This window comes from Hyalangium minutum (genome assembly GCF_000737315.1).
In the GTDB taxonomy this organism is placed as follows: domain Bacteria; phylum Myxococcota; class Myxococcia; order Myxococcales; family Myxococcaceae; genus Hyalangium; species Hyalangium minutum.
On the sequence record NZ_JMCB01000023.1, the window covers coordinates 1 to 23,601 of the forward strand.

The 23,601-nt window shown below is 67.9% G+C and carries 23 protein-coding genes and 5 tRNA genes; 13 read left to right on the forward strand and 15 right to left on the reverse strand.

All coding sequences use genetic code 11. From position 1 onward, the window contains the following. The 10 genes from tuf to DB31_RS38605 all read right to left on the reverse strand — a co-directional run. Window positions 1-1,121, reverse strand: a 1,121-nt coding sequence (gene tuf, locus DB31_RS38560) for an elongation factor Tu (RefSeq protein WP_044197714.1), incomplete at its 3' end; no start/stop codon positions are given. Between the two features lie 20 nt (window positions 1,122-1,141). Then, window positions 1,142-1,217 (reverse strand) — tRNA-Thr (locus tag DB31_RS38565). A 22-nt stretch (window positions 1,218-1,239) separates the two neighbouring features. After that, window positions 1,240-1,315, reverse strand: a tRNA-Gly gene (locus DB31_RS38570). A 9-nt stretch (window positions 1,316-1,324) separates the two neighbouring features. Beyond that, window positions 1,325-1,408: transfer RNA gene (locus DB31_RS38575), tRNA-Tyr, on the reverse strand. A 91-nt stretch (window positions 1,409-1,499) separates the two neighbouring features. Next, window positions 1,500-1,572: transfer RNA gene (locus tag DB31_RS38580), tRNA-Thr, on the reverse strand. A gap of 131 nt (window positions 1,573-1,703) precedes the next feature. Then, window positions 1,704-2,513: a 23S rRNA (guanosine(2251)-2'-O)-methyltransferase RlmB gene (rlmB, locus tag DB31_RS38585; RefSeq protein ID WP_044197716.1), complete on the reverse strand. Its 810-nt coding sequence runs from the start codon at window positions 2,511-2,513 to the stop codon at window positions 1,704-1,706. 6 nt (window positions 2,514-2,519) lie between these two features. After that, on the reverse strand, window positions 2,520-2,969 hold the full coding sequence (locus DB31_RS38590; RefSeq protein WP_044197718.1) for a hypothetical protein: 450 nt from the start codon (window positions 2,967-2,969) through the stop codon (window positions 2,520-2,522). A 77-nt stretch (window positions 2,970-3,046) separates the two neighbouring features. Beyond that, the gene (locus DB31_RS38595; protein ID WP_044197720.1) at window positions 3,047-4,042 is read right to left on the reverse strand and encodes an ATP-grasp domain-containing protein; all 996 of its coding nucleotides are present in this window, start codon (window positions 4,040-4,042) and stop codon (window positions 3,047-3,049) included. Between the two features lie 60 nt (window positions 4,043-4,102). Then, window positions 4,103-5,371 carry an adventurous gliding motility lipoprotein CglB gene (gene cglB, locus DB31_RS38600; protein WP_044197722.1) on the reverse strand — a complete coding sequence of 423 codons (1,269 nt, stop codon included), beginning with the start codon at window positions 5,369-5,371 and terminating at the stop codon, window positions 4,103-4,105. 166 nt (window positions 5,372-5,537) lie between these two features. Next, window positions 5,538-5,930: a DsrE family protein gene (locus DB31_RS38605; protein ID WP_044197998.1), complete on the reverse strand. Its 393-nt coding sequence runs from the start codon at window positions 5,928-5,930 to the stop codon at window positions 5,538-5,540. Window positions 5,931-6,058: 128 nt separating this feature from the next. Between DB31_RS38605 and DB31_RS45645 the strand changes: the two genes are divergently transcribed. From DB31_RS45645 to hrpB, 4 genes are all read left to right on the forward strand, one after another. Continuing rightward, on the forward strand, window positions 6,059-6,541 hold the full coding sequence (locus DB31_RS45645; RefSeq protein WP_052420588.1) for a HEAT repeat domain-containing protein: 483 nt from the start codon (window positions 6,059-6,061) through the stop codon (window positions 6,539-6,541). 38 nt (window positions 6,542-6,579) lie between these two features. Beyond that, window positions 6,580-7,284, forward strand: a complete 705-nt coding sequence (locus tag DB31_RS38615; RefSeq protein WP_044197724.1) for an HAD family hydrolase — start codon at window positions 6,580-6,582, stop codon at window positions 7,282-7,284. A gap of 71 nt (window positions 7,285-7,355) precedes the next feature. Further along, complete coding sequence (locus DB31_RS38620; RefSeq protein WP_044197726.1) at window positions 7,356-8,354, forward strand: hypothetical protein; 999 nt, start codon at window positions 7,356-7,358, stop codon at window positions 8,352-8,354. Between the two features lie 32 nt (window positions 8,355-8,386). Beyond that, window positions 8,387-10,951 carry an ATP-dependent helicase HrpB gene (hrpB, locus tag DB31_RS38625; protein WP_044197728.1) on the forward strand — a complete coding sequence of 855 codons (2,565 nt, stop codon included), beginning with the start codon at window positions 8,387-8,389 and terminating at the stop codon, window positions 10,949-10,951. 3 nt (window positions 10,952-10,954) lie between these two features. On the opposite strand, the gene DB31_RS38630 is transcribed toward hrpB, so the two are convergent. Further along, on the reverse strand, window positions 10,955-11,428 hold the full coding sequence (locus tag DB31_RS38630; protein ID WP_044198002.1) for a GNAT family N-acetyltransferase: 474 nt from the start codon (window positions 11,426-11,428) through the stop codon (window positions 10,955-10,957). Between the two features lie 81 nt (window positions 11,429-11,509). Here DB31_RS38630 and DB31_RS38635 point away from each other — a divergent pair, with 81 nt between their 5' ends. From DB31_RS38635 to DB31_RS38645, 3 genes are all read left to right on the forward strand, one after another. Then, window positions 11,510-12,700, forward strand: coding sequence for an MFS transporter (locus tag DB31_RS38635; protein WP_044197730.1), 1,191 nt, complete (start codon window positions 11,510-11,512; stop codon window positions 12,698-12,700). Window positions 12,701-12,713: 13 nt separating this feature from the next. Then, window positions 12,714-13,760 (forward strand): hypothetical protein, encoded by a 1,047-nt coding sequence (locus tag DB31_RS38640; RefSeq protein ID WP_044197732.1) that lies wholly within the window; start codon window positions 12,714-12,716, stop codon window positions 13,758-13,760. 135 nt (window positions 13,761-13,895) lie between these two features. After that, entirely contained in the window at window positions 13,896-14,768 is an 873-nt protein-coding gene (locus DB31_RS38645; RefSeq protein ID WP_044198004.1) for a hypothetical protein, read from the forward strand. A 74-nt stretch (window positions 14,769-14,842) separates the two neighbouring features. Here DB31_RS38645 and fdxA read toward each other — a convergent pair whose 3' ends face one another. The 4 genes from fdxA to DB31_RS38665 form a co-directional block, all read right to left on the reverse strand. Further along, window positions 14,843-15,178 carry a ferredoxin FdxA gene (gene fdxA, locus DB31_RS38650; RefSeq protein WP_044197735.1) on the reverse strand — a complete coding sequence of 112 codons (336 nt, stop codon included), beginning with the start codon at window positions 15,176-15,178 and terminating at the stop codon, window positions 14,843-14,845. A gap of 88 nt (window positions 15,179-15,266) precedes the next feature. After that, on the reverse strand, window positions 15,267-16,361 hold the full coding sequence (asd, locus tag DB31_RS38655) for an aspartate-semialdehyde dehydrogenase (protein WP_044197736.1): 1,095 nt from the start codon (window positions 16,359-16,361) through the stop codon (window positions 15,267-15,269). A gap of 31 nt (window positions 16,362-16,392) precedes the next feature. After that, window positions 16,393-16,767, reverse strand: coding sequence for a rhodanese-like domain-containing protein (locus tag DB31_RS38660; protein ID WP_044198005.1), 375 nt, complete (start codon window positions 16,765-16,767; stop codon window positions 16,393-16,395). A gap of 108 nt (window positions 16,768-16,875) precedes the next feature. Further along, complete coding sequence (locus DB31_RS38665) at window positions 16,876-18,027, reverse strand: acyl-CoA dehydrogenase family protein (RefSeq protein ID WP_044197738.1); 1,152 nt, start codon at window positions 18,025-18,027, stop codon at window positions 16,876-16,878. Window positions 18,028-18,152: 125 nt separating this feature from the next. Here DB31_RS38665 and DB31_RS38670 point away from each other — a divergent pair. The 6 genes from DB31_RS38670 (at window position 18,153) to DB31_RS38695 (ending at window position 23,580) form a co-directional block, all read left to right on the forward strand. Next, window positions 18,153-18,227, forward strand: a tRNA-Cys gene (locus tag DB31_RS38670). Window positions 18,228-18,411: 184 nt separating this feature from the next. Next, entirely contained in the window at window positions 18,412-20,061 is a 1,650-nt protein-coding gene (locus DB31_RS38675) for a SpoIID/LytB domain-containing protein (protein WP_083969167.1), read from the forward strand. 183 nt (window positions 20,062-20,244) lie between these two features. Next, complete coding sequence (locus tag DB31_RS38680; protein WP_044197743.1) at window positions 20,245-21,492, forward strand: energy transducer TonB family protein; 1,248 nt, start codon at window positions 20,245-20,247, stop codon at window positions 21,490-21,492. A 55-nt stretch (window positions 21,493-21,547) separates the two neighbouring features. Continuing rightward, window positions 21,548-22,462, forward strand: a complete 915-nt coding sequence (locus tag DB31_RS38685; protein WP_044197745.1) for a cation diffusion facilitator family transporter — start codon at window positions 21,548-21,550, stop codon at window positions 22,460-22,462. A gap of 1 nt (window position 22,463) precedes the next feature. Further along, window positions 22,464-22,721, forward strand: a complete 258-nt coding sequence (locus DB31_RS38690; RefSeq protein WP_044197747.1) for a hypothetical protein — start codon at window positions 22,464-22,466, stop codon at window positions 22,719-22,721. Between the two features lie 97 nt (window positions 22,722-22,818). Continuing rightward, window positions 22,819-23,580: a hypothetical protein gene (locus DB31_RS38695; protein WP_157232379.1), complete on the forward strand. Its 762-nt coding sequence runs from the start codon at window positions 22,819-22,821 to the stop codon at window positions 23,578-23,580. Window positions 23,581-23,601: the final 21 nt, after the last annotated feature.

Here is a 23,601-nt window from a genome sequence, read left to right on the forward strand (position 1 = left end):
TGCGCCTCCATGGCCACAGGGGTGATGAGCTCCACCTCGATGGCGATGTTGTCGCCCGGCATCACCATCTCCACGTTCTCCGGCAGCTTCACCGTTCCCGTCACGTCCGTCGTGCGGAAGTAGAACTGCGGACGGTACCCCTTGAAGAACGGCGTGTGGCGGCCGCCCTCTTCCTTCGTCAGCACGTAGATCTGCGCCTTGAACTTGGTGTGCGGCGTAATCGAGCCCGGCTTGGCAATCACCTGCCCGCGCTCAATGTCCTCGCGCTTCAGGCCACGCACCAGCGCGCCGATGTTGTCGCCCGCCCGGCCCTCGTCCAGCAGCTTGCGGAACATCTCCACGCCCGTCACCACCGTCTTCTGCGTCGGGCGCAGTCCCACAATCTCCACTTCCTCGCCCACCTTGACGGTGCCGCGCTCCACGCGGCCGGTGGCCACCGTTCCGCGGCCGGCGATGGAGAACACATCCTCCACAGGCATCAGGAACGGCTTGTCCGTCGCGCGCTCCGGCGTCGGAATGTAGCTGTCCACCGCCTCCATCAGCTTGAGAATCGCTCCCTCGCCGATCTCGCTCGTGTCTCCCTCCAGCGCCTTCAGCGCGCTGCCGGGGATGATCGGAATCTTGTCGCCCGGGAACTCGTACTTCTTGAGCAGGTCGCGAACCTCCATCTCCACCAGCTCGCGCAGCTCCGGGTCGTCCAGCATGTCCACCTTGTTCAGGAAGACCACGATGTAGGGCACGCCCACCTGCCGAGCCAGCAGGATGTGCTCGCGCGTCTGCGGCATCGGGCCGTCCGCCGCGGACACCACCAGGATGGCGCCGTCCATCTGCGCCGCGCCCGTAATCATGTTCTTCACGTAGTCGGCGTGGCCCGGGCAGTCCACGTGCGCGTAGTGCCGCGCCTTGGTCTGGTACTCCACGTGCGCCGTGGAGATGGTGATGCCACGCTCGCGCTCCTCGGGGGCCTTGTCGATCTGGTCATAAGCCAGGAACGTCGCGCCTCCCGTCTTCGCCAGCACCTTCGTGATGGCTGCCGTCAGCGACGTCTTCCCGTGGTCCACGTGACCGATGGTCCCGATGTTCACGTGGGGCTTGGACCTGTCGAACTTCTCCTTGGCCATGACGCTCCTCTAGAGAGAAATGGAGCCCTGAACCAGGATTGAACTGGTGACCTCATCCTTACCAAGGATGCGCTCTGCCAACTGAGCTATCAGGGCTTGGAACTACACAACAACGGGTTGGAGCGGGAAATGGGACTCGAACCCACGACATTCAGCTTGGAAGGCTGACGCTCTACCAACTGAGCTATTCCCGCGTTGACCGATGGAGGGAGATGGATTCGAACCATCGAAGGCGTAGAGCCGGCAGATTTACAGTCTGCTCCCTTTGGCCGCTTGGGTATCCCTCCGTATGCTTCTTCTCTACTACGACTGCGTGCTTCTACCACTCTCAAACTGCTTTTCTTCCGTCCGGGCCCTCATCCGCGGCCCCGTCCTTATGGCCGGCGGCGGGACTTGAACCCGCGACCTACTGATTACAAATCAGTTGCTCTACCGACTGAGCTACACCGGCATTACTCCGGCTGCTACCCGCCCTACCCCATGCACCCCTACGGCGACCGTCAACTGCCCGGTCACCGGCGTCGAAAGGCGGGCCCTTTTAGAGACCCTGGGTGCCTGAAGTCAAGGAGATTGATCCCTGGCTTAGGATCTGCCCGACACTCCCACACCCCGCTGCCGAGCAACCTCATAGAGAAGGATGGCTGCGGACACCGACGCGTTCAGTGAACCTACCTGACCTGCCATGGGAATCCGCAGGCGGAAGTCGCAGTGCTTGAGGACACCCTCTCGCACGCCTGCCCCCTCGGCCCCCACGACGATCGCCAGTGGACCGTCCAAGCGGGCCTTCCAGAGAGGCTCCTGGGAGTCGACGTCCGCCGCGGCCACCCACACCCCGGCCTCTTTCAGCTCCTCCAGCGCGCGGGAGATGTTGACCACCCGGGCAATCGGGCAGTGCTCCACCGCTCCCGCCGAGGCCTTGGCCACCAGCCCCGTCACCGGCACCGCCCGGTCCTTGCCAATGACGACGCCATGGGCCCCCAGCGCGTGCGCCGAACGGATAATGGCCCCCAGGTTGTGGGGATCCTGGACGCCATCCAGCACCACGATGAGAGGAGGCCGCCCGCTCGCCTCGGCCGCCTCCAGCAGGTCCGGCAGTTCCGCGTACTGGAAGCCGCGCAGTTCCGCCACCACTCCCTGGTGGACGCCACCCTCCGCAAGCGAGGCCAGCCGCTCCCGCGGCACACGCTCCACTCGAATGCCCGCGTCTCGAGCGCGGCTGAGGATCTCCGCCGCCGCCTTCGAGCCCAGCTGCCCCTCCGTGATGTAGAGGCGATCCACCTCGTCCGCGCGCACCCGCATCGCCTCGATGACCGGGTTTACTCCGTAGACGTGGCGCTCGCTGCGCTCGCCGCGCTCCCGCTGCTCGGTACCTCGAGATGCACGATCACGCATGGCGGCCTACTGGACCTCGACAGGAATGGATAACGTCTTCTGCTGCCGGGCGCAGATCTTCTCCGTGCAGATGAAGAAGGTCAGCTTCGCGTCCACCAGCCCCTTGCCCGCCGCCGCCGCCGTGAAGGGCACCTCGAAGCGAGGATCCGCGAAGGACTGGCCCTCGGCCTTCTTCGCGACCGAGTCCACCAGCGTCAGCTGCTCCTTGGCCGGCGTCAGCTGCGTCCCCTTCACTTGGAGCTTCAGCGGCGCCTCGTCGGAGACGTGCGCCCCCGCCTTGCTCTTGATGGACAGCACGAAGACGCCCTTCTCCCCGGCCTTCACCTTGGCGGACGTGCCCTCGGTGCTCACTTCGTAGAGGGTGGTGGGATCCACCTCGCCCTCGGCGCGAGCCTGGGTCCACGCAAGGGCCACCCACAGGGTGACAATCGGAGCAAGACGACGCAGGTGAAGCATGGGACGTTCTCCTCGATAGACGGGCCAGCGTATAGCCAGCCTTCCGACGCTCGGGCAGCGTTTTCTCTTCATCCTCTTCAGGTCGACACCTTCCCCGAAGACCGCCTCGCTGCCTTTCGGCGGGCCGAGCCCTTCTTCCCTCCAGGCACGCTCACGGGCGCCCCCCCTGCCCCCAGTTCCTGATGCTCCACTCCCGGAGCCCCCGCCACCAGCGCCTCCGCGCGCTCGATGATGGGTGTCGCCAGATCTATCCCTGTCGCCGCCTCCATGTCCGGCAGCGCTGGGGAACTGTTCACTTCGAAGACCTTGGGCTGCCCGTTCACGTCCAGCAGATCCACCGCCGCCACCTCCAGCCCCACCAGCCGCGCCGTCCGCTCGGCCGTCACCCGGCACGCCTCCGTCAGCTCCACGCCCTCCAGCCTCGCGCCCTTGATCAGCGTGTGGGACATGCGTCCAACCCTCGGATGGCGCTGCACCGCCGCCACCGCCCGGCCTCCCACCACCAGAACCCGGAAGTCCTTCCCCGTGTTCATCACGTACTGCTGCACCACGAGGTTGTGCCCCAGTCCCAGCACCGCTTCCAGCGCAGCCTCCAGCGACTGCAGGCTCTCGCACACCATCACGCCGTGCTTCTCCTGGCCCTGCAGCAGCTTCACCAGCACCGGGACCCCACCCACCAGCCCCACCATCGCCTTCAGATCTCCGGCGTCCCTCGCCATCACCGTGGCCGGGGTGTCGATGCCGTTGGCGGACAGCAGCTGCAGCGAGCGCATCTTGTTGCGCGACTGTGCGATCCCCTGCGCCGTGTTCATCAGCGGCACGCCCCGGATCCCGAACTGGTTCACCACCGCAAGCCCGTACGTGTTGATGGACTGGGCGATGCGCGGGATCACCACGTCACAGGGCGGCATCCGCTTGCGCTTGTAGAAGAGGTTCGCGGTGCTCCCATCCAGGTGCATCTCCACCCGGCCCGGGTTCAGCACACGCACCTGATGCCCTCGCGCACGCGCGGCCTCCACCAGACGCCGGGTGGACGGAATGGAGGCGGAGCGCGAGAGGATCGTGATCTTCATGGGCAGGGCGGCGCGACTCCTCTTAATCGCCGCCCCGCGCCGGGTAAAGCGACCTCGGTGCTACTTGCGTTGAACGGCGCGGGCCTCGAGCTTGATCGGATTGGTGTTCGTCGAGCCCAGGATGCGGTTGCAGGTATCCCCCTTGAACTCGACACCCGCAGACGTCAGCTCCCAGGTGTTCGGGCCCGACTCCATCGGCGCATCGTTCACATAGACGACAATCAGGCTCGGATCCGAGGGAAGCTGGGCCGCAGTCAGCGCCAGGAGGCACGGATTCGTGTCCCCAATTCTGTTGATGATCTGCGCGAGCGCGTTGGCCAGTTCCTGCTGGTTGGCCGCCTGGTAGAAACGCCGGCCACACAGCTTCGAGACCGGATCACACGTGTCACCCGCGCCACAAGCGTTGTCATCGTTCACACAGTTGCGCGCAAAGCCACCAGCCTCGGCCATGGCGTTGAGCGTCTCCGGGCCCACGCCAGACGCCGTCTCGGCGCCGAAGCCAATCACGATGGTCCGAATGTCCTTCTCCTTCTCGGGATTCCTCAGATTGGTCACCGCCTGCACCGACGCATCCTTGTCGAGGCACCCCAGCGGGCTCGTGCCGCACGTGGCCTGCGTGCAGCGGCAGGTCGCCGGGTTGCCCGCGTTGGGGTTGGCTGAGTTGCAGTTCGGCAGACCGTCCGTCAGCAGCAGGACGAAGTCGTCCCGGTCCGTCCCCTGGAGCTCCGTCAGGCTGGACACGAACTTGAGGCTCTCGCTGGTGGGAGTACCGCCCGACGGTCCCCCCTGCCCGTTGATGGGCTTGTTCAGGATCTCGCTCGAGATCTGGCTCGCCGCGTTCTGAAGCGCGGCGCTGTCCGTGTCCTCCACCTGAGGAATGGCGATGCGGACCGCGCTCGAGGCAAAGCACTGCGTGGACGTGGTGCCGTTCGAGTTCGGGTAGGTCGTCAGCCCCATGCGGGCGATGCTCCCGCTGTTGCCCAGGAACGTCGACATGGCGCCGCGCAGCTCGCTCCAGCGCGTGGGGCACGTGTTGACGTCGCAGTTGGTACCGCCCGGCTGGCCGCAGATGTCATTCGGCGGCGTCCCCCCTGCAACCTTGCAGTCCGGATCCGCCTGGTTCACCGGCAGCGTCATCGAGCCCGAGGTGTCCAGCAGCACCATCAGGTTCGGCTTCAGCGCCTTGGCGCGAATGACGTCGCCCACGGTCGTCTGCGCCAGCGCGAGCGGCTCCACTGGCTCGAAGTCGTACGTCTGGCAGGCAGATGCGATCACGCCTCCGACAATGCCCACGGCTAAGGCGCTCAGGATGTTCAGCTTGGCGCGCATACGGTGCTTTCTTCCTCGGGCGGGTTCCGGCCCCCGCGTCTTCGGGTTTCTTTCTACGAGTCCGGGGCCGAGAGTAACCGGTCCCTCGGCATCGCTGCTACAGCGCTGCCGTCATACACCAGCGTTTCAAATGAAGCTGTCAAGTTCCAACACAAGCCGAAGGCGCTCACAGAGCAAGCGTGCGTGCCCCCTCGGTCATCCGCCACAGCGAGGCCAGCCCCATCACCTCGTCCAACGTGCCCTCCAGTTCCTGTGGGACGAAGCCGCAGATGCGCACCGTGGTGTCGCACGCAATCAGCTTCGCCCCCAGTGCCCGGGCCTCCTCCAACATTCGTGAGGGAGTGGGCACTCCCATGCCCTCGGCTCGCGCACTCTCCGCCCGCTCTTTCTCACTGTGGGGCAAACCGAACGTGCCGCGCAGCAGCTGGCGCAGCGCATCGAAGGCGAAGACGAAGTACACCTCGTCCCCCATTGCAGCCGCGGTGATGCCCATGGACGCCGCCTGGAACGCGGGCTCGTAGGTGGCGTGCTGCAGGAAGAAGAAGACGCGTCCGGCCATAGCGCCCAGCACCATACCGGCGCACCGCAGCGCTTCAAACTATCCACTTCCAGCGAAAGTCCACGGGCAGGGTCGAGTCTGGCCGCCAGACGGCATATAACCCTCGCGCTCGACCGGAGGAGACTCTCATGCCCGCGCCGACAGCCCCGCTCGGGAACGCTCACGCCCACCTCGCTGCATGGAAGCGCGGTGCCCTCGTGCTCAGCGTCGCCCTGCTCCTGGGCCCCGGAGCCCCTCCTCAAGCCGCGCCCGGAGGGGCCTCCGCCCAGGTGAGCCTGCCTCCACCGCTGGCGATTCGCCCCCAGGTGGCCTCGCTGCTCGACCAGCCCGATACGCGCCTGCGCGCCTTGCTCGAAGACACGCACACCGAGGCCCCCATGCGCGCCAGTGCCGCTACCGCGCTCAGCCTCCAGGCAGGCACTGAAGCCATCCCTACCCTGCTGCCCTACCTTCAGGATCGCGAGCAACAGGTCCGCATCGCCGTCGCTCGGGCGCTTGGGCGCCTGGGCGGTCCCGAGGTCCAGCAGGCCCTCGAAGAGCGCATCCCCTCCGAGGAGGAGCCGCTCGTCCGTGAGGCGCTCCAGCAAGGTCTCTCCTTCATCGCGCCCTGAGCACTTCCAGGCTCGCATCGGACCCGCGCTTCCATTACATGGAGGCCATGCGTCCGACCGTGCTCCTCTTCGACATCGATGGCACCCTCGTTACCACCGGAGGTGCCGGACGCCGCGCCATCTCCCGCGCCTTCGAGAAGCTCCATGGCCGGCTCGATGCGTGTGATTCGTTCAGCCTCTCTGGGATGACCGACCGTGCCATCGTCCGCAAGGCGCTCTCCCTCATCGGCGTGGAGTCCCCTCCCGAGGCCATCGACGCCGTCATCGCGGCATACCTCTCCTTCCTCGACGAGGAGGTGAGAAAGACCGAGGCCCGCAGCTACTTCGTCCACGCGGGCATGCGCGAGGCCGTGTTGGAGGCTCGCTCCCGCTCGGGCGTCGCAGTGGGGCTCGGCACTGGCAATGTGCGACAGGGCGCCCGCGTGAAGCTCGAGCGCGTGGGCATCTATGACCAGTTCGCCTTCGGCGGCTTCGGCTGTGACCACGAGGATCGAGTCGAGCTCATCCGCCACGGAGCCCGCTCGGGCGCTCAGTTGCTGGGCGCACCGCTCGAAGCGTGCCGCGTGGTCGTCATCGGAGATACCCCCAAGGATGTCCACGCCGCCAAGGGCATCGGCGCCGTCTGTATTGGTGTGGGTACTGGCAACTTCACTCCCCAGGCCCTCATTGAGTCCGGCGCCGACTTCGCCTTTCCGGATATTGCCGCGCCGGGGGCGCTCGAAGCCCTCCTGCAGGATCGCTGACCCCTCGCACGCCTGCTCTGATGGACCCTGGGGTGTGGTATCTCCCCCACCCTCCCGAGGAGCCCCACCGCATGTCGTTGTCCACCCTGGAAGCCTACGAGCTCATCCGCTTCTCCGAGGCGTTCGAAGCCCGCCTCGTCACCGCCAATGACATGATCGCGGACCGGGAAGGGCTCGCCCCCGAGAAGGAGTGGATGACCACCGCCCTCAAGATGGTTCACTCCGCCCTGGTTCCCGCTCCCGCCCTGATCGAGCGCGCCAAGGATCTTCCCGAGCTCGAAGAGGCTCGCGAGGAGTTCTCCTTCCAGCAACAGAACCTCTGGGTCGATGCCCTGGAGAAGCTCCACGCCGGCATCACCTTCGCCGCCAGCAGCCGCGCCCCCGTCATCGAGGCGCTCTTCCCTCACCTCAAGTTTCCCCAGCTCCGCCGCGCCCCCCAAGAGACCGTCAACGAGTTCGCCGCCGCCTACGAGCGCCGCCTCAAGTCCAGCTACGTCAGCCGCATCTTCGCCCAGGACGACTTCGCCATTGTCCGCCCTGTCGTTGATCAGGTCGCCCGCGCCTATGCCGCGTGGCAGGCGAGCCTCACTCCCGCAAACCTGCCCGACAGCCAGACCGCTCCGCTGCGCGCGGAGCTGATCTCCGTGGGCTCCAAGCTGGATCTCGCCGTGCGCCAGGCCCGCCTGCTCGCCGAGGCCGCCTTCGTTCCGATCCCGGACGCCTTTGACTCCACGGGCCTCTCCGCCAAGCCCAAGCGGCGCGCCGGACGCGGCCTCCCCTTCGGCTTCGAAGAGATGAGCACCGAGCCCTCCACAGAAGAGCCACGTGAGGACTCGGAGATCCCGAACGCCGAGTCATCGGTGCTCCCGGAGACCGTCGCCTCCGAGGAGAATGCCGCTGCGGCTGCTCCGGCACCGGCTGAAGCGCCTCCGGCTGAGCCGCCTCCGGCTCCCGAAGTTGCAGCCGACCCGGCTCCCTCCGAGGTGGCTGCTGACGCCGCTCCCGCCGAGGCCAAGCCTGCCCGCCGTGGCCGCAAGAAGGCCGAGCCCAAACCTCCCGAGACGGACTGAACACCTCGCGGCACCGCGTGAGAGACCCGGCCATGCCCGAAGTCGCCCTCCCTATCGATCCGCTCCTGCCGGAGATCGTCGCCACGCTGCGCGACGCCCGGTCGCTCGTGCTGGAGGCCCCTCCCGGGGCGGGCAAGACGACCCGTGTCCCTCGCGCGCTGCTCCAGGCCGGGATGGCTCGCGGCAAGGAGATCATCGTCCTCCAGCCTCGGCGGCTCCCGACCCGCCTCGCGGCCCAGCGCGTCTCCGAGGAGCTGGGCGAGCGCGTGGGCGACACCGTCGGCTACCAGGTCCGCTTCGAGGACGTCCGAGGTCCCAAGACGCGCCTGTCCTTCGTCACCGAAGGCGTCCTCGGCCGCCGGCTCCTCTCCGACCCGGAGCTGAGGGATGTGGGGATGGTCGTCCTCGACGAGTTCCACGAGCGGCACCTCGCCGCGGATGTGTCGCTCGCGATGCTCCGCCGGCTTCAAGAAGGAGCGCGGCCCGACCTCAAGCTCGTCGTCATGTCCGCGACGCTCGATGCCGAGCCCATCCGCGCCTACCTGGGCGGATGCCCCCGCCTGCGCTCCGAGGGCCGCCGCTTCGACGTCACCCTGGAGTACCTGCCCACCGCCGATGACCGGCACCTTGATGTTCAGGTGCTCTCCGCCATCAAGCGCGTCTTCGCCGCCGGGCTCGATGGCGATGTCCTCGTCTTCCTCCCGGGCGCCCATGAGATCCGCCGCTCCCGCGACGCCTGCGCCGAGTTCGCCGAGCGCCATGGCGTCGAAGTGCTCCCGCTCCACGGAGATCTGTCTCCCGCCGAGCAGGACCGCGCCGTGCGCCGCAGCTCGCGCCGGAAGATCATCCTCTCCACCAACGTCGCCGAGACCTCCGTCACCATCGACGGTGTCGCCGTGGTCATCGACAGCGGCCTGGCCCGTGTGGCCTCGCACTCGCCCTGGTCCGGCCTGCCCACGCTCAAGCTGTCCAAGGTGAGCCGCGCCTCCGCCACCCAGCGCGCCGGACGCGCCGGACGTACCCGCGCCGGCCACTGCCTGCGCCTCTACACCCAGCACGACTTCGACGGCCGCCCCGAGCAGGATGCCCCCGAGATTCGCCGAGTGGATCTCGCGGAGACCGTGCTCTCGCTGCGCGCCTCGGGTGTGCAGGACCTCGCCTCCTTCCCCTTCTTCGAGCCGCCCCCCGCTGCTTCCCTCGAGGCCGCGGAGACGCTGCTGCGAAGGCTCGGCGCCGTGGATCCCAAGGGCCAGGTGACCGAGATCGGCCACCGCCTCCTGCGCTTCCCCGTCCACCCCCGCCAGGCCCGCATCATCGTGGAGGGTGAACGCCGAGGAACGGGTGCTGACGCCGCAGTGCTCGCCGCGCTCATGGGCGAGCGGGATATCCGCCGCGAGGCCCGGGCGAACTTGAGCGGACCTGGACGCGCCTCCGCCGTCGTCAGTGGCCCTTCGGATCTGCTGGAGCTTCTGGAGCGGTTCCGAGAGGCAGAGCGCGCGGACTTCGCCTCCGGACGTCTCCACTCCCTCTCTCTGGAAGCGGGCGCTGTGCAGGCCGTGGACCGGGTGCAGAAGCAGCTCCGGCGCGCCGTCAAGGACAAGGGTCCTCGCCCCGGGTCTCCCGAGGCCCGTGAGCAGGCGCTGATGCTCAGCGCGCTCGCAGGCTACCCGGACCGTGTGGCGAAGCGGCGCAGGCCTCGGGCCCCAGAGCTGCTCCTCTTTGGAGGAGGTACCGCTTCCCTCTCCGAGATGAGCGTCGTCCAAGACGCCGAGCTGATGGTCGCCGTCGATGCCGAGGAGCGTCCCGGCCGCGGCGCCGTCGTCCGTCTGGCCAGCGCCGTCGAGCCCGAGTGGCTCCTGGACCTCTACCCAGACGCCTTGGAGGAGCTGGACGCCCTCCAGTGGAACGCCGACTCCCGCCGCGTCGAGCGCATCACCCGGCTGGCCTACGGCAACCTCGTGTTGGAGGAGACCCGCACGCCCGCGCCTCCGTCCGAGGAGACGGCCAAGGTGCTCGTCGAGGCCGCGCTCGCCGCCGGGCCCGAGCGCTTCGCCGATCCCGAGGCCCTCACGCAGTGGCGCACCCGCGTGGCCCTCCTCGCCGAGTCCTTCCCCCAGGCGAACTTCCCCGCCGTGGACAACGCCTTCCTGCGCGATTCGCTCGCGTCCCTGTGCTCAGGCGCCCGCAGCTTCGCGGATCTGGAAGGTGTGTCCCTGCTGGACGCTCTCTACGCGCGCCTCACCGGTGAACAGGCACGGCTGCTGTCCACCCACGCGCCCGACCGCATCACCCTGCCCGGAGGCCGAGGCGTCAAAGTCCACTACGAGCCCGGCAAGCCGCCCTGGGTGGAGTCTCGCTTGCAGGACTTCTTCGGGATGGCCCAGGGCCCCAGCGTCTGCGCGGGCCGCGTGCCGCTGGTGCTCCACCTGCTGGCGCCCAACATGCGCGCTGTGCAGGTGACCACGGACCTCGCGGGCTTCTGGGAGCGGCACTACCCCGCGATCCGCAAGGAGCTGTGCCGCAAGTACCCCCGGCACAGCTGGCCCGAGGATCCGCGCCACGCGCAGCCCCCGGCGCCTCGCCCGCCACGGAGGTGAGGCTCAGAACTTCTTCTGCATCTCCAGGTGCTCGATGCCGCCTTCCATGAAGACGGCGCCCAGCGGCTCGTAGCCGTGCTTCTTGTAGAACTCGAGCGCGAACAGCTGCGCGTGCAGCTTGATGCCGGTGACGCCCCGTCGCTTCGCCTCGGCCTCCAGCGTCTCGAGCAGCTTGGAGCCCACCCGCGCCTTGCGCGAGGACTGCAGCACCGCCATGCGGCCAATCTGCGCCCAAGTGCCCTCCTGGCGCTCGGGAGCCTGCGGCAGCATGACGAGGCGCCCCGTCCCAATGGCGTGGCCGCCCTGGAACGCGAGCACGTGGTAGGCCTTCGCGTCCTCGGCGTCGCGCTCGATGCCCTCGGGGACGTGCTGCTCCTCGATGAACACCACCTCGCGGATGGCCAGGGCTTGGAAGAGTTCCGCCTCGTTCTGGATCGGGCTGATGGTGACGGGCTGAGGGGTCGCCGAGTCGGACATGTCGAAGGCAAGGTACACAAAAGCCTGGAGCGCAAACAGCCTGAAAAAAGATGGGGCTGTGATAAGGGCCGGGGCCTCACGATGACCCCTCCCCCAGCCGCCGGGCGGACTGCCCTCGCCGGCTTCTACCTTCTGTACTTCGGGACGGTGGGTATCACCCAGCCGTTCCTGCCCGCCTACCTGCGCTCACTCGCCCTGTCCACGACCGAGGTTGGGCTGCTGCTCGCTCTGTCTCCGCTGGCCTCGTTGGTGACCCCACCCCTGTGGGGGCATCTGGCTGATCGCACGGGGCGCCTCAGTTCTGTCCTCACCGTGCTCGCCGTGGGCGCCATGCTCGGCTTCGTGCCCTTGCTGGGCGTGGAGCGCTTCCCGGCTCTCGTGGCGACGCTCGCCGCCTACGCCTGCTTCGCCTCCTCCATTACCCCCATGGTGGACAGTCTGGCGCTCAACCACGTGGCCCAGAGGGGTGGCAGCTTCGCCCACCTGCGCCTGTTCGGCTCGCTCGGCTTCATCCTGTCCGCGACCACCTTCGGGCTGATGGTGCGCACCGTGGATCGCTCCACCATCCTCGTGGGCGTGACGCTCTTTGGACTGCTGGCGGCCTGGAGCTTCTCGCTCCGTTCCCAAGCGACCGCCAGCGGAACGCCGCACCCGTTGGCCGGCCTGGGCCTGCTGCGCGACAACAAGGACCTGCGCTGGCTGCTGGCCGCCACCAGCCTGCACTGGATGGCCTGCACGCCTTACAACGGCATGCTCGCCATTCACGTGCTGGCGCTTGGCCTGTCTCCGTCGGTGGTCGGCATCTGCGCGGGCCTGGGCGTGGCCGCCGAGGTGGGAGCGATGCTCCTATACCCCCGGTTCGCCGACCGCATTGCTCCCCGGCACCTGCTCTGCATCTCCTTCGTCCTGAGCGCGGTGCGCTGGGGCGGCATGGCGGTGGCCTCGTCGCCGGGCGCCATCGTGGCGCTCGCGCTGCTCCACTCGATGACCTTCGGTGTCTTCTACGTCTCCAGCGTGGCGTTCATGGCGCGCCGCGTCCCTCAACACCTGCGAGCCTCTGGCCAGGGCATCTTCGCCGCGGTGACGTTCGGCGTCGGAGGGCTCGTCGGGTTCTCCTCGGCGGGAGCGGCCTACTCGCTGCTCGGAGGTGGGCACGCGCTCTTCGCCCTGGCCGGAGGGCTGGAGCTGATCGCTGCCGTGCTCGTGCTCCAGGCCTCCCCGGCACCTACGCCTCCGCCTCAAGGCGAAGCCATCCCACCCGCCGCCCCGTGATAACCTGGGGGTGATGCGTCCCGCCCTGCTCGCCCTGGCCCTTGGCCTGCTGTCCCTCCCTGCCTCCGCCCAGCTCTTCAACCCGGGCAACCCGCCGGTGTTCAAAGAGGAGGAGCTGGACAAGCGCTTCACCAAGTCGAAGGTCCACCAGGTGCTGCTCCAGGGGACCAACAACCCCAACTGTGTCCAGGTCGTCGGAGGCCTGCTGACGCTGCTCGGGGAGACCGCGCCCTACTTCCACAAGCGCGACGAGAATTTCTATCTCGATCCCATGCTCGCCCAGGCGCTGAGCACCCAGCTCACGAATCAGCGCTTCCCGGGCTCCACGTACTTCGTGGCCATGGTGCGGCGGGTACTCATCGACCGGAAGCTCCCCGCAGACTGGCTGGAGACAGCGAACGCCCTGTCGCCGTACTACCCGGTGATGGATCTCGCCAAGCTGCGCATGTTGGCCGAGGGCGTAAAGCCCGTGGACAGCTTCATGCTCACCATCCCCGTCCTGCGCGAGCGCTACGAGACGGAGGTCATCCGCGCCAACAGCACCGCTGCCCGGACCGCCGAGGCCGTCTTCCGGGACACCTATGTCGATCGGGAAGTGGTCTTCGGCGGGCTCGAGTTCATCGACGCCGCGCTCGAGAAGAAGAAGAAGCCCGTCAAGAAGAAGCGGGGCGCGCCCGTGGAGGAGGAGGAGCCGCCAGCCCTGATCGCCCGGCTCGTCTATTACCCGCCCAACCCGAACGCCAACCAGCTCCAGCCCTTTGGCATCCCCACCGAGAAGCCCAAGGGCGTGACCATCACCGCGCGGCTGGCCGACAAGCAGTTCCTGAGCATCGATCAGATCCCCAAGGGCACCCGCCTGCTCGTGCGGGGCCGGCTCTGGGAGTACAAGAAGGGCATCACCGAGGTGGAGGTGCGCGACGCCCTCGTGTTCCAGGACCGGGATTGGTCCCAGGGCGCTCTGCTCGCGGACCCGAACGCCACCGCCGCCTGCCCCGTGGCCTACAACGAGCTGACGGGCATGGCCCCCACCCAGCCCGGCGGCTTCGGCAATCGGCGCTGAGTACCGTTTCCCTCCGCGGACGGACCGTCCACCGCGCTGGACGGTTCCCTGCGGAGGCCCCTGAGGTTCTCCGAGGAGAAGCCCTTGGCATGAACCGTGCTCCTCCCCATGGCTCACCCCAGCCACGAGGAGCCCATGAAGATCGACGGTCGTGATCATGCCGAGCCAGCCAGGACCACCCCGGCGCCCGGCCAGTTCCAGCAGGTTCTCCAGCGGGCCGCTGCGCCCGCCTCTTCCGCATTCAGCAGCGCGAACCCGAGCCCAGGTAAAGCACTGCCCCGGCTGCCCTCGCCTCCCGCGGGCGCCAAGCTGCCGCCCTCCCAGGCCTTGAGGCCTCCGGCGAAGCCTCCCGCGAGCGCGGCTCCCCTTCCGGGTAGCGCCTCTCGCCTTCCCTCGACGGCGCTGAGCAGCGGTCCTGTCGTCGCCACGTCCCGAAGCGCCCTGGCCAGTCCGGAGAACCTCGGTCAGACCCGCCAGGCCATGCACGGGGAGTCCCTCCGGCTCCGAAACGCTCGCACCGAAGCCCAGACCGTGTCCCAGGAGAAGACGGAGCACCGCCTCACCGAACTGATCTCCCGGGAGCTGGCGCGCGAGTTCCGGGCAGAGCCCTCCACCCCACTGCCATCAGCCCGTCTGGTGCCTCCGCCTCCCGAGTCCCCCCAAGGACCTGGGCCCGCCGAAGGGTTCACCTCCGCAGGAGAGACGCGGCTCGCAGTGAGCCAGCCAGGCCTGTCCCCCGCAGACGCCCCAGATCCGCAGGCTCGGGTGGAGGCCACCCTGCAGCTCATCGAGAAAATCGAAGTCTTCGTCCAGTCCCAGCGGCCCGCGCTGCGACTGAGCCTGGGAGAGCCCCTGTCCGCCACGGTCCAAGTGGAGCGCACCGGGCCTCGCGAGGTGGCGCTGCGCATCCAGGGGCGTCAGGGCCCACTGGCCCAGGAGGAACTCATGCGCATCAGGGAGGGCCTGGAGGCTCGCGGGCTCCGGCTGCGCTCTCTGCACGTCGAGTAAAGAGCGCGGGAACACAAAGGGCCCTCACGCCCATGAGGCGGAGAGCCCTGGTGCGCCACAGGCTGCCGGGTGGATTACTTGCCCGGCTTGGTGCTCAGCAGGGGACGCTTCTCGTCCTTGAGCTTGAACTCCTCGGCCTCGGACAGCGGCTCCTTCTTCTCGGCGATGTTCGGCCACTTCGTCGAGAAGTCGGCGTTCAGCGCCTTGTACTCCTTCCACTTCGCGGGGAGCTCCGTCTCCGGGAAGATGGCCTTCGTGGGGCACACCGGCTCGCACGCCCCACAATCGATGCACTCATCCGGGTGGATGACGAGGAAGTTCTCCCCCTCGTAGAAACAGTTGACCGGGCACACCTCGACACAGTCGGTGTACTTGCACTTGATGCAAGGCTCGGCGACGACATAAGCCATCGAAAAATCTCCTCAGCGCGACCTCAGCGGGAGCGCACAGTAAAAAGTTTTAGCGGCCGCCGCACCTGAAATCCGGGCGGCCCGCCCGTCAGCCCAGCAGCCCCTGGGCCTTCATCAGCTCGGCCACCAGGATGGCGCCCTTGGCCGCGCCCATCTTCGTGTTGTGCGAGACGAGCACGTACTTGAAGCCGTTCTCCAGCACGCCGTCCTCGCGCACACGGCCCACCGTGGTGGCCATGCCCCCGTGCGTATCGCGGTCCAGCCGGGGCTGCGGACGGTAGGGATCGTCCAGCACCTCGATCCACCGGGACTGCTGCGGAGCGGACGGCAGGCCGCGAGCCACCTCGGCGCCCTTCCACTCGCGCATGGCGGCGGTGACTTCCGCCACGGTGGCCTTCTTGCCCAGCGACACGAAGACGGACTCGGTGTGGCCCTCGAGCACCGCCACGCGGGTGCACGTGCAGGACACCTTCACGTCATGCGAGGTGATGGCCGTGCCATCCACCTGCAGCCCGCCGAGGATCTTCTTCGTCTCCACCTCCACCTTGTGCTCCTCCTTGGGGATGAAGGGGATGACGTTGTCCAGGATGTCCAGGCCGATCACGCCCGGCGAGCGCCCCGCGCCCGACATGGCCTGCAGGCTCGTCATCAGCACCGCCTTCACGCCGAAGCGCTCGGCCAGGGGCGCCAGGGTGATGGCCAGGCCCGTGGTGGTGCAGTTGGGGATGGGGACGATGAAGCCCTTGAAGCCCCGGCGGCGCTGCTGCTCGCGCACCAGCGGCGCGTGCGCGGCGTTCACGGGAGGAATGACCAGCGGCACGTCCGCCTCGTAGCGGAAGGCACTCGCGGCCGAGAACACGGGGATGTCCTTGGCCAGCCGGGGCTCCAGCTCGCGCGCCACGTCCGCCTCCACGGCGGAGAAGGCGATGTCGTAGTCCTTGCCCTTCACCTCATCGCCGCTGATCACCGGCATCTTGGCCAGCTCGGGGGTGAGCGGCTCGGGGACGAACCACGCGGTCATCCCGTTGGAGGTGCGCAGCGCCTCCGCGTAGGGCTTGCCCGCCGAGCGCGGAGAGGCCGCCAACCCGGTGAGCTCGATGAAGGGGTGATTCTGAAGCGCGGCAATGAACTGCTGGCCCGCAAGACCGGTGGCACCGATCAGAACAGCGCGGAGCTTCGACATGGTGCGTTATCTCCCGTGAGTCCCGGGCTGCTTACCACCGTTCGGCGGCTGCATGCGAGCCGTTCATCGCGGAGTCACGGCACAGGTGCTGCTCCGTGGGGAAGCCCTCGGCCATCCAGGCTTGGATTCCCCCATCCAGGCAGACGGCCTTGCGCCCCTGCATCAGGAGCATGCGGCAGACGCGGAGTACATTTTCCCAGTCCGCCTCACAGCCATAGAGGACGATCAGCTCATCGTCCGGGAGGATGAAGAGATCCTGGGAGACTTCCTCGGGCGTCATCCGGAGGGAGCCGGGGATGTGAAACTCCACCTGCTCCCAGTTCTCCGGGGAGCGGCAGTCAAGGACGAGGACATCGTCGTCCCCAAGCCTGAGGTACAGCTCGGCGCAGGGGATACGAAGTTCCATGAGGGGGACCTCCACCGCGAGCCTTCCTCTTGAATCAACCTGGAGGGAGGTACACCTCTTCCGGGGAGCTCGCCTGCCTGCTCCTCCCCGGGAGACCGGGCCGAGGCCTCACAGCCCGAGTTGCTTGGCGATGATCTCGTTCATCACCTCGGTGGTGCCTCCTCCGATGGGGCCCAGGCGAGCGTCACGCCAGTGCCGCTGGATGTCGTACTCCATCATGTAGCCGGCGCCGCCGTAGAGCTGGAGACAGGCATCCGCCACACGGCAGGCCGTCTCGGTGGCCACCTTCTTGGCCATGGACGTCTGGGCCACGGCGTACTCGCCGCCCACGTGGAGGCGCAGCGCGTGGTACGTGAGCTGGCGGGCGCACTCGAGCTCGGTGAAGAGGTCCGCCAGCTTGTGGCGCACCACCTGGAAGTCGCTGAGCGTCTGCCCGAACGCCTTCCGCTCCTTCACGTGGGCGATCACCTTCTCCAGCATGTCCTCCATGGCCCCGAGCGCTCCCAGCGCCAGCGAGAGCCGCTCCCACTGGAAGTTGCCCATGATCTGATAGAAGCCCTGCCCCTCCTGGCCGAGCAGGTGGGTGGCGGGTACGCGGCAGTCCTCGAAGAAGAGCTCCGCCGTGTCCGAGGCGCGCCACCCGAGCTTCTGCAGCTTGCGCCCTACCCCGAAGCCCGGCATGCCCCGCTCGACGATGAGCATGGACAGGCCCTTGTGGCCGGCCTTCGGATCCGTCTTCACCGCGCACACCAGGAAGTCCGCGCGCACGCCGTTGGTGATGTACGTCTTGGAGCCGTTCACCACATAGTGGTCCCCGTCCCGGATGGCGGTGGTGCGCAGGCCCGCCACATCCGAGCCAGCATCGGGCTCGGTGATGGCCAGGGCGCCGATCTTCTCGCCTTTGATGGCGGGGGCGAGGAAGCGCCGCTTCTGCTCGTCCGTGCCGAACAGGTGGAGGGGCCCGGTGGAGATGGTGAACTGGGCGCCCAGGCCCGCGGAGACGCCGCCCGAGCCACACCGCCCCAGTTCCTCCAGGAGCACCGCCTCGTACAGCTCCCCAGCAGCCGAGCCGCCGTAGGCCTCCGGGTACTTCAGCCCCAGGAAGCCCAGCTCGCCGAAGCGGGTGAAGAGCTCCCGGGGGAACTCCTCCCGGGCCTCCCACTCCTGGGCAAAGGGGAGGATCTCCTTCTCGATGACCGCGCGCACCGTGCGGCGGAAGGCCTCGTGCTCCTCCTGGTACAGCCCGTAGCCGTGCAGCATCCGCGAACCCCTCTCCGGCGGGCAGGTTTGCCCGGAGTGATGGTAACGGAGGTGAACCGCAGCGGGCGCAGTTGCTTCCTTGACCCAGCCCAAGAGGCTTGCGTATAAAACCGTCCCCTGTTCGTGGCGCCATAGCCAAGTGGTAAGGCAAGGGTCTGCAAAACCCTCATTCCCCGGTTCGAATCCGGGTGGCGCCTCCAAGAAGTCCCGGCCCGATGCGACGCTCTGCCGCATCGGGCCTTCGTTTTTCCGCCGAATTGGCGAGAGGGGCGCCACGCGGCTACGGTCGGTTCTGCCGTGCTCAAGGCCGTCCCCACCCTCCTTCTGTTGCTCCTGGCCGCGTGCGCCAGCTCGCCGCAGCCTGCTCCGTCCGGTGGCGCGAGCATGGCGTCTCCTACTCCCGTCTCCTCCTCCTCCCAGCCGGTGGACGCGGGCGCGCTTCCACCTCTCCCCGAAGATCCTCTGTCTCAGGGGCTCTCGACTCCCGTGGAGGTGAAGCGCTTGGACTTCCGTGGCGGCGAGCCCCAGGTGCCCATCCGCCTCATGGAGGGCCGCCCCCACGTCACCTTCTCCCCTCGCGGGCGGATGAAGCTCCGCTTCGGCGGCCCGGATGACAAGGTGCTGGAGGCCCCCTCCGGCTCCGTGTGGAAGGTCCGCGTCACCCAAGGCGAGCCCGCTGTGCTCACCGACCGCGTTCAGCTGGGCGAGTTCCGGTTCTCGGACAAGGCCGGGCTCGCTGAGGAGCAGCAGCAGTGGCAGGAGCGCGGGATCTCCACCCGCGTCCAGGTGATTGGCTCCCTGTATGGCATCGCCGGCAAGGTCATCGACAACCGGCGCTACCTGCTCCTCGTCGATGAGGCCCTCACTCCTAAGAACGCCGCAGCAAAGCAGGCGGAGCTGCTGCGCAAGTTCGGTGCGCGGACCACCCTCTTCGAGGAGGTGCACATCCCGGCCCACGGCATCCTCGAGGTGCGCGATGCCTCGGGCAGCGTGGTAGGGCTCGCGCAGGACTCCTTGAACGCGGAGACGCTGGACGCCTCTGGCTTCGACATCCGCCAGGTGGAGTACCACGTCGGCTACGAGAACCACGGCTTCGAGGACCGCAGCTACCGCGGCGCCCTGCAGCTCACGGTCGATAGCGCCGGAATGCTCGCGGTGGTGAACGTGGTGAAGCTGGAGGATCTCCTCAAGGGCCTGGTGCCCTCGGAGATCTACGCGCGGGCCCACATGGAGGCCCTCAAGGCCCAGGCCGTCACCGCTCGCGGCGAGGTGCTCGCCAAGGTGGGCACCAAGCACCTCGCGGATCCTTACCTCCTGTGCTCCGAACAGCACTGCGCGGTGTACCAGGGACGCTCGGGCGAGGCCGCCAGCACCACCGCCGCCGTCGAGGCCACTCGAGGCGAGGCCCTCTTCTCCAAGGACGGGCGCCTGGTGGACTCCGTCTACAGCGCCGTGTGCGGCGGCCACACCGAGAACAACGAAGTCGTCTGGGGCGGCCCCCCGGACCCCAGCCTGCGCGGCCAGCCAGACCTCCTGGAGCCCTCCTCCAAGGTGCCCACGCCCGCGAACCTGGAGGCGTTCCTCGCCACCTCGGACATTCCAGCCGCCTGCCAGCTGTCCACCTTCGCGCGCCCCAACAAGTTCCGCTGGGAGAAACACTTCACCGCCTCACAGGTGAACGCCTTCACGGAGAGCCTCGGCGTGGGTCCCATCCAAGCCCTGACACTCTCCGAGCGTGGAGTGTCTGGCCGAGCCCGCGTGCTCACCCTCTCCGGCGAGCGGGGTGCCACCCAGATTCGCGGCGAGCTGAACATCCGGAAGCTCTTCGGCATGCTCAACAGCAGCATGGCCCTCGTGGAGCCCACGCGCGACGCCGAGGGCCGCATCACCGGCTGGGTGTTCCGAGGCGGCGGCTGGGGTCACGGGGTAGGGATGTGTCAGACAGGGGCCATCGGGCGGGCCGAGGCCGGCCACCGCTACCGAGACATCCTCCGGCACTACTACAACGGTGCCGAGGTGGCCCCCATCTACTGAGCCGAAACCCCACGGGCCGGGGCCGAGCCCTCCCTTGCTCCCCCCCTCACGAGGGGGCAGGACGCGGGTTCCCCCCTTCTCCGCTCGATTTTCCGTCATCTGAGCGCAAAAATTTTGTGCTCCCCTGTTCTCCTGGCGACGACTCGGGAGTAGCTAAGCCAGTCGAGGGTTATCATTCAGGACGTGGCCACACACACACCGGCTCCAGACAGGCGCAGGCGCAGGCGGGAGGGGCCTGGACGAGCCCTCGTGGCCATGGTGCTGGCCCTGGTGGCCCATGTGGCCTTCGTGGGGCTGCTGCTGCTGCTCTCGCACCTCCAGGTCAACCTGCCCGGCGGCGAGAAGCGGCTCACGCGCCCGCCCAGCGCCGTGTCCATGCGCCCGCTCACAGCGGAGCAGTGGGCGAAGAACCGCGGCCAGTTCACACCCTCGAAGTCACAGGTGACCGAGCGTCCCCGCGCCCAGGAGAAGAAAGAGGAGAAGAAGGACGAGAAGAAGCCGGACGGCCAGGTGGTGGACGTGGCCAAGGGCAACGAGCAAAAGGCGCCGGACGCGAAGTACCTGGCCGAGCACGACAACAAGGTCGACAAGGAGACCAAGGCCCGGGAGCAGACGCCCTTCTACCGCAACGCCATGCCGCAGCGGACCGCGCCCCAGTCTCGCGATGGTGCGGGGCGGGAGCAGATCGAGCAGCCCAAGATGGCGGGCAACAACGGCGTTGGCCAGGACGATCGGCCCATGTCGCCACAGGACCACAAGCCGTCCTTCGAGATCCCCGACGCTCACCGCAAGCAAGAGATCGCGATGAAGACGGACCCGGACTCCGGGGGTCCCGGCAAGCAGGTGCAGAACCGCAACGAGAGCGACGAGGTGAAGGGCAACTCGAAGCGGCTGAACATCCAGCCGGGCTCCGGCGCGGGCGAGCTGGAGGGCTCCAGCGGGCGGATGGGCTCGCCCGGGCTGGCCACGCTCATGCCGTCCCAGGCGGTGATGGACAAGATCATCGGCTCGGCGCCCAACGATCACCTCCAAGACGCCGAGGAAGGCGACGGCACCTTCCTCAATACCCGCGAGTGGAAGTACGCCAGCTTCTTCAACCGCGTGAAGCAGAACGTGGGCATGCACTGGGATCCGAACGTGCAGCTGCGGCGCAGAGACCCCACGGGCGGCATCTACAGCGGCAAGGACCGCTACACGCTGCTGAACGTGACGCTGGACCAGAAGGGCATGGTGCAGGACATCCGCGTGGAGAAGAGCAGCGGCCTGGACTTCCTGGACATGGAGGCCATCGCCTCGTTCCAGCGCGCCCAGCCCTTCCCCAACCCGCCGGCGGGTTTGCTGGACTCGGACGCCACGGTGCGCTTCTCCTTCGGCTTCTTCCTGGAAATGGGCGGCGGCCCTCGGATGCGCCTGTTCCGGCAGTCCAACTGACAGCAGGCCACTCCGCACTCGCGGTCCTGCTCCAGGGACATTAGGTTCCGCTCCCGTGGAAGCCTCTGTCCCCCATCGCGTCGACGCCTACGCCGAGCGCAACCGCAAGGTCCGGCAGGTGCTCGCGGCCATCCTCGTGGCCAACTGGGCCGTGGCCAGCGCCAAGCTCGTCTTCGGCCTGCTCAACCAGTCCGCCTCCGTGACGGCGGACGGCCTGCACTCGTTCATCGATGGGAGCTCCAACATCCTCGGGCTCGTGGCGATGACGGCAGCGGCCCGCCCGGCGGACGAGGACCACCCCTACGGCCACGGCAAGTTCGAGGCGATCGCCTCGCTGGGCATCGGGGCGATGATCGGCATCGGCATGCTGGAGTTGGGGCGCATGGCCTTGGACTCGCTGCTCCATGACAAGCACGCAGAGGTGACGCCTCTCATGGCCGCGGTGATGGTGTTCACGCTGGTGGTGAACCTGGCCGTGACCCGGATCGAGCGGCACTACGGAGAGAAGCTCAAGAGCAACCTGCTGCTGGCGGACGCCAACCACACGCTCTCGGACGTGTTCGTCACCCTGGCCGTGCTCGTGTCCCTGGCGCTGGTGTGGCTGGGCTTCCCTCGGGCCGACGGGCTGGTGGCGCTGCTGGTGATGGTGTTCGTGGCCTGGGTGGCCTACGGAATCGTCCGGCAGGCGGTAGGCATCCTCTCGGACACGGCGCGGCTGGACGCGGCGACGGTGGGGAGCCTCACCCTGAGCGTCCCGGGCGTGCTGTCGTGCCGGGACGTGCGCAGCCGGGGTATGGAGGACAGTGTCTACGTGGACCTGAAGATCGAGGTGGATCCGCAGCTCACCACGGCCCAGGCCCACGAGGTGGCGGACGAGGTGGAGCAGAAGCTCCATGCTTCCTTCCCTCAGGTGGTGGATGTGGTGGTGCACGTCGAGCCGGCCCGCACGCCGGGAGAGAGGAGAGCGTAAGATGACCATGCCCATGTTCGTGGCCGAGGGGATGAACCTGCGAGACTGGTTCGCGGGACAGTTGCTCGCGGCCCGGCTTGCGAGGGCCGACACCACTCAGGCCGAGCTGCAGAACGGCGCGGAGATGGCGAAGTGGGCGTACGGCATGGCGCAAGCCCTGATGGCCCAGCGCGAGAAGATCTACGCCGAGGAAGAGCACGCCATGTGGGGCCCGCCTCCCGAGCCCGACGAGCCATCCCCCGGAAGCAAGCCGAAGTAGCAGCGCCCGGCTACCTGCCTGCTCGCGTGAGCGCGCGGACAGCGAACAGCCAGGCATTGGTGTTGTCCCTCGGCAGCCTGGGCCACACCTTGGTCTCATGAGCTTGCGACTGCTGCGAGGGGGAGTGGCAGCGTGCGGCGTGCTGTTCGCGTCGCTCGCGGGGGCTGCTGAAGAAACCGAGGCGAAGCAGTTCGACTGGCCGGTCCAGGCGTTCCTGTTGTCCGATGTGCCCCAGATCCAGGAACCGGGCGCCGTGCAGACTCAGGCCTCGCTCCGCCTGCGGAGCACCTCCGATGGGGCGCAGATCGACGCGCCACTTCAGGGTGAGGTGGGACTGGGGCACCGGCTCCAGTTGGAGAGTGAAGTGGAGTGGAGCCGGGAGCGCGAGGCGCGCACGCTCGACCGGGGGGTGTCCCAGGTGGGCGTGGGCGTGCACGTGGGACTTCTCGAGTCCGCCGACTCGGGCTTCTCGCTCTCCTCAGGGCTCGATGGAGAGTTGGCACGGCCCGAGTTCAGTGACGACCAGTGGGCGCTCTATGGCCGGCTCCTCGCCTTCAAGCGTGTGGGCGCGCTGGGATTGAATGCAGTCCTCCGGCCGGGCTTTGCCCAGACGCGGCAGCAGCAACTCGAGCCCCGTGCGGAGCTGGGACTCGGGGCGGCGTGGGGCTCCGGCGTGCTCGTGCCCATGGGCGAACTCCACGCGGAGTTAGGGGATGAGAACACCCTGGACGCGGTGGGAGGACTGAAGCTCAAGCCTGGGAAGGTGGTCGAGCTTGGCGCGGGCGCGCTCGTCGGCCGCCAAGGCGGAGAAGGCGTGTACGGAGCCACCACCTCGCTCATTCTCGACCTGGGCGGCTGAGACACGAAGGCCGCCTCTCCC

Excerpts from the sequence above, each read along its gene's own strand:
- rlmB (WP_044197716.1), bottom strand. The coding sequence starts at position 2,513 with ATGCGTGATCGTGCATCTCGAGGTACCGAGCAGCGGGAGCGCGGCGAG.
- DB31_RS38590 (WP_044197718.1), bottom strand. The coding sequence starts at position 2,969 with ATGCTTCACCTGCGTCGTCTTGCTCCGATTGTCACCCTGTGGGTGGCC.
- DB31_RS38595 (WP_044197720.1), bottom strand. The coding sequence starts at position 4,042 with ATGAAGATCACGATCCTCTCGCGCTCCGCCTCCATTCCGTCCACCCGG.
- cglB (WP_044197722.1), bottom strand. The coding sequence starts at position 5,371 with ATGCGCGCCAAGCTGAACATCCTGAGCGCCTTAGCCGTGGGCATTGTC.
- DB31_RS38605 (WP_044197998.1), bottom strand. The coding sequence starts at position 5,930 with ATGGCCGGACGCGTCTTCTTCTTCCTGCAGCACGCCACCTACGAGCCC.
- DB31_RS45645 (WP_052420588.1), top strand. The coding sequence starts at position 6,059 with ATGCCCGCGCCGACAGCCCCGCTCGGGAACGCTCACGCCCACCTCGCT.
- DB31_RS38615 (WP_044197724.1), top strand. The coding sequence starts at position 6,580 with ATGGAGGCCATGCGTCCGACCGTGCTCCTCTTCGACATCGATGGCACC.
- DB31_RS38620 (WP_044197726.1), top strand. The coding sequence starts at position 7,356 with ATGTCGTTGTCCACCCTGGAAGCCTACGAGCTCATCCGCTTCTCCGAG.
- hrpB (WP_044197728.1), top strand. The coding sequence starts at position 8,387 with ATGCCCGAAGTCGCCCTCCCTATCGATCCGCTCCTGCCGGAGATCGTC.
- DB31_RS38630 (WP_044198002.1), bottom strand. The coding sequence starts at position 11,428 with ATGTCCGACTCGGCGACCCCTCAGCCCGTCACCATCAGCCCGATCCAG.
- DB31_RS38635 (WP_044197730.1), top strand. The coding sequence starts at position 11,510 with ATGACCCCTCCCCCAGCCGCCGGGCGGACTGCCCTCGCCGGCTTCTAC.
- DB31_RS38640 (WP_044197732.1), top strand. The coding sequence starts at position 12,714 with ATGCGTCCCGCCCTGCTCGCCCTGGCCCTTGGCCTGCTGTCCCTCCCT.
- DB31_RS38645 (WP_044198004.1), top strand. The coding sequence starts at position 13,896 with ATGAAGATCGACGGTCGTGATCATGCCGAGCCAGCCAGGACCACCCCG.
- fdxA (WP_044197735.1), bottom strand. The coding sequence starts at position 15,178 with ATGGCTTATGTCGTCGCCGAGCCTTGCATCAAGTGCAAGTACACCGAC.
- asd (WP_044197736.1), bottom strand. The coding sequence starts at position 16,361 with ATGTCGAAGCTCCGCGCTGTTCTGATCGGTGCCACCGGTCTTGCGGGC.
- DB31_RS38660 (WP_044198005.1), bottom strand. The coding sequence starts at position 16,767 with ATGGAACTTCGTATCCCCTGCGCCGAGCTGTACCTCAGGCTTGGGGAC.
- DB31_RS38665 (WP_044197738.1), bottom strand. The coding sequence starts at position 18,027 with ATGCTGCACGGCTACGGGCTGTACCAGGAGGAGCACGAGGCCTTCCGC.
- DB31_RS38675 (WP_083969167.1), top strand. The coding sequence starts at position 18,412 with ATGGCGTCTCCTACTCCCGTCTCCTCCTCCTCCCAGCCGGTGGACGCG.
- DB31_RS38690 (WP_044197747.1), top strand. The coding sequence starts at position 22,464 with ATGACCATGCCCATGTTCGTGGCCGAGGGGATGAACCTGCGAGACTGG.
- DB31_RS38695 (WP_157232379.1), top strand. The coding sequence starts at position 22,819 with ATGAGCTTGCGACTGCTGCGAGGGGGAGTGGCAGCGTGCGGCGTGCTG.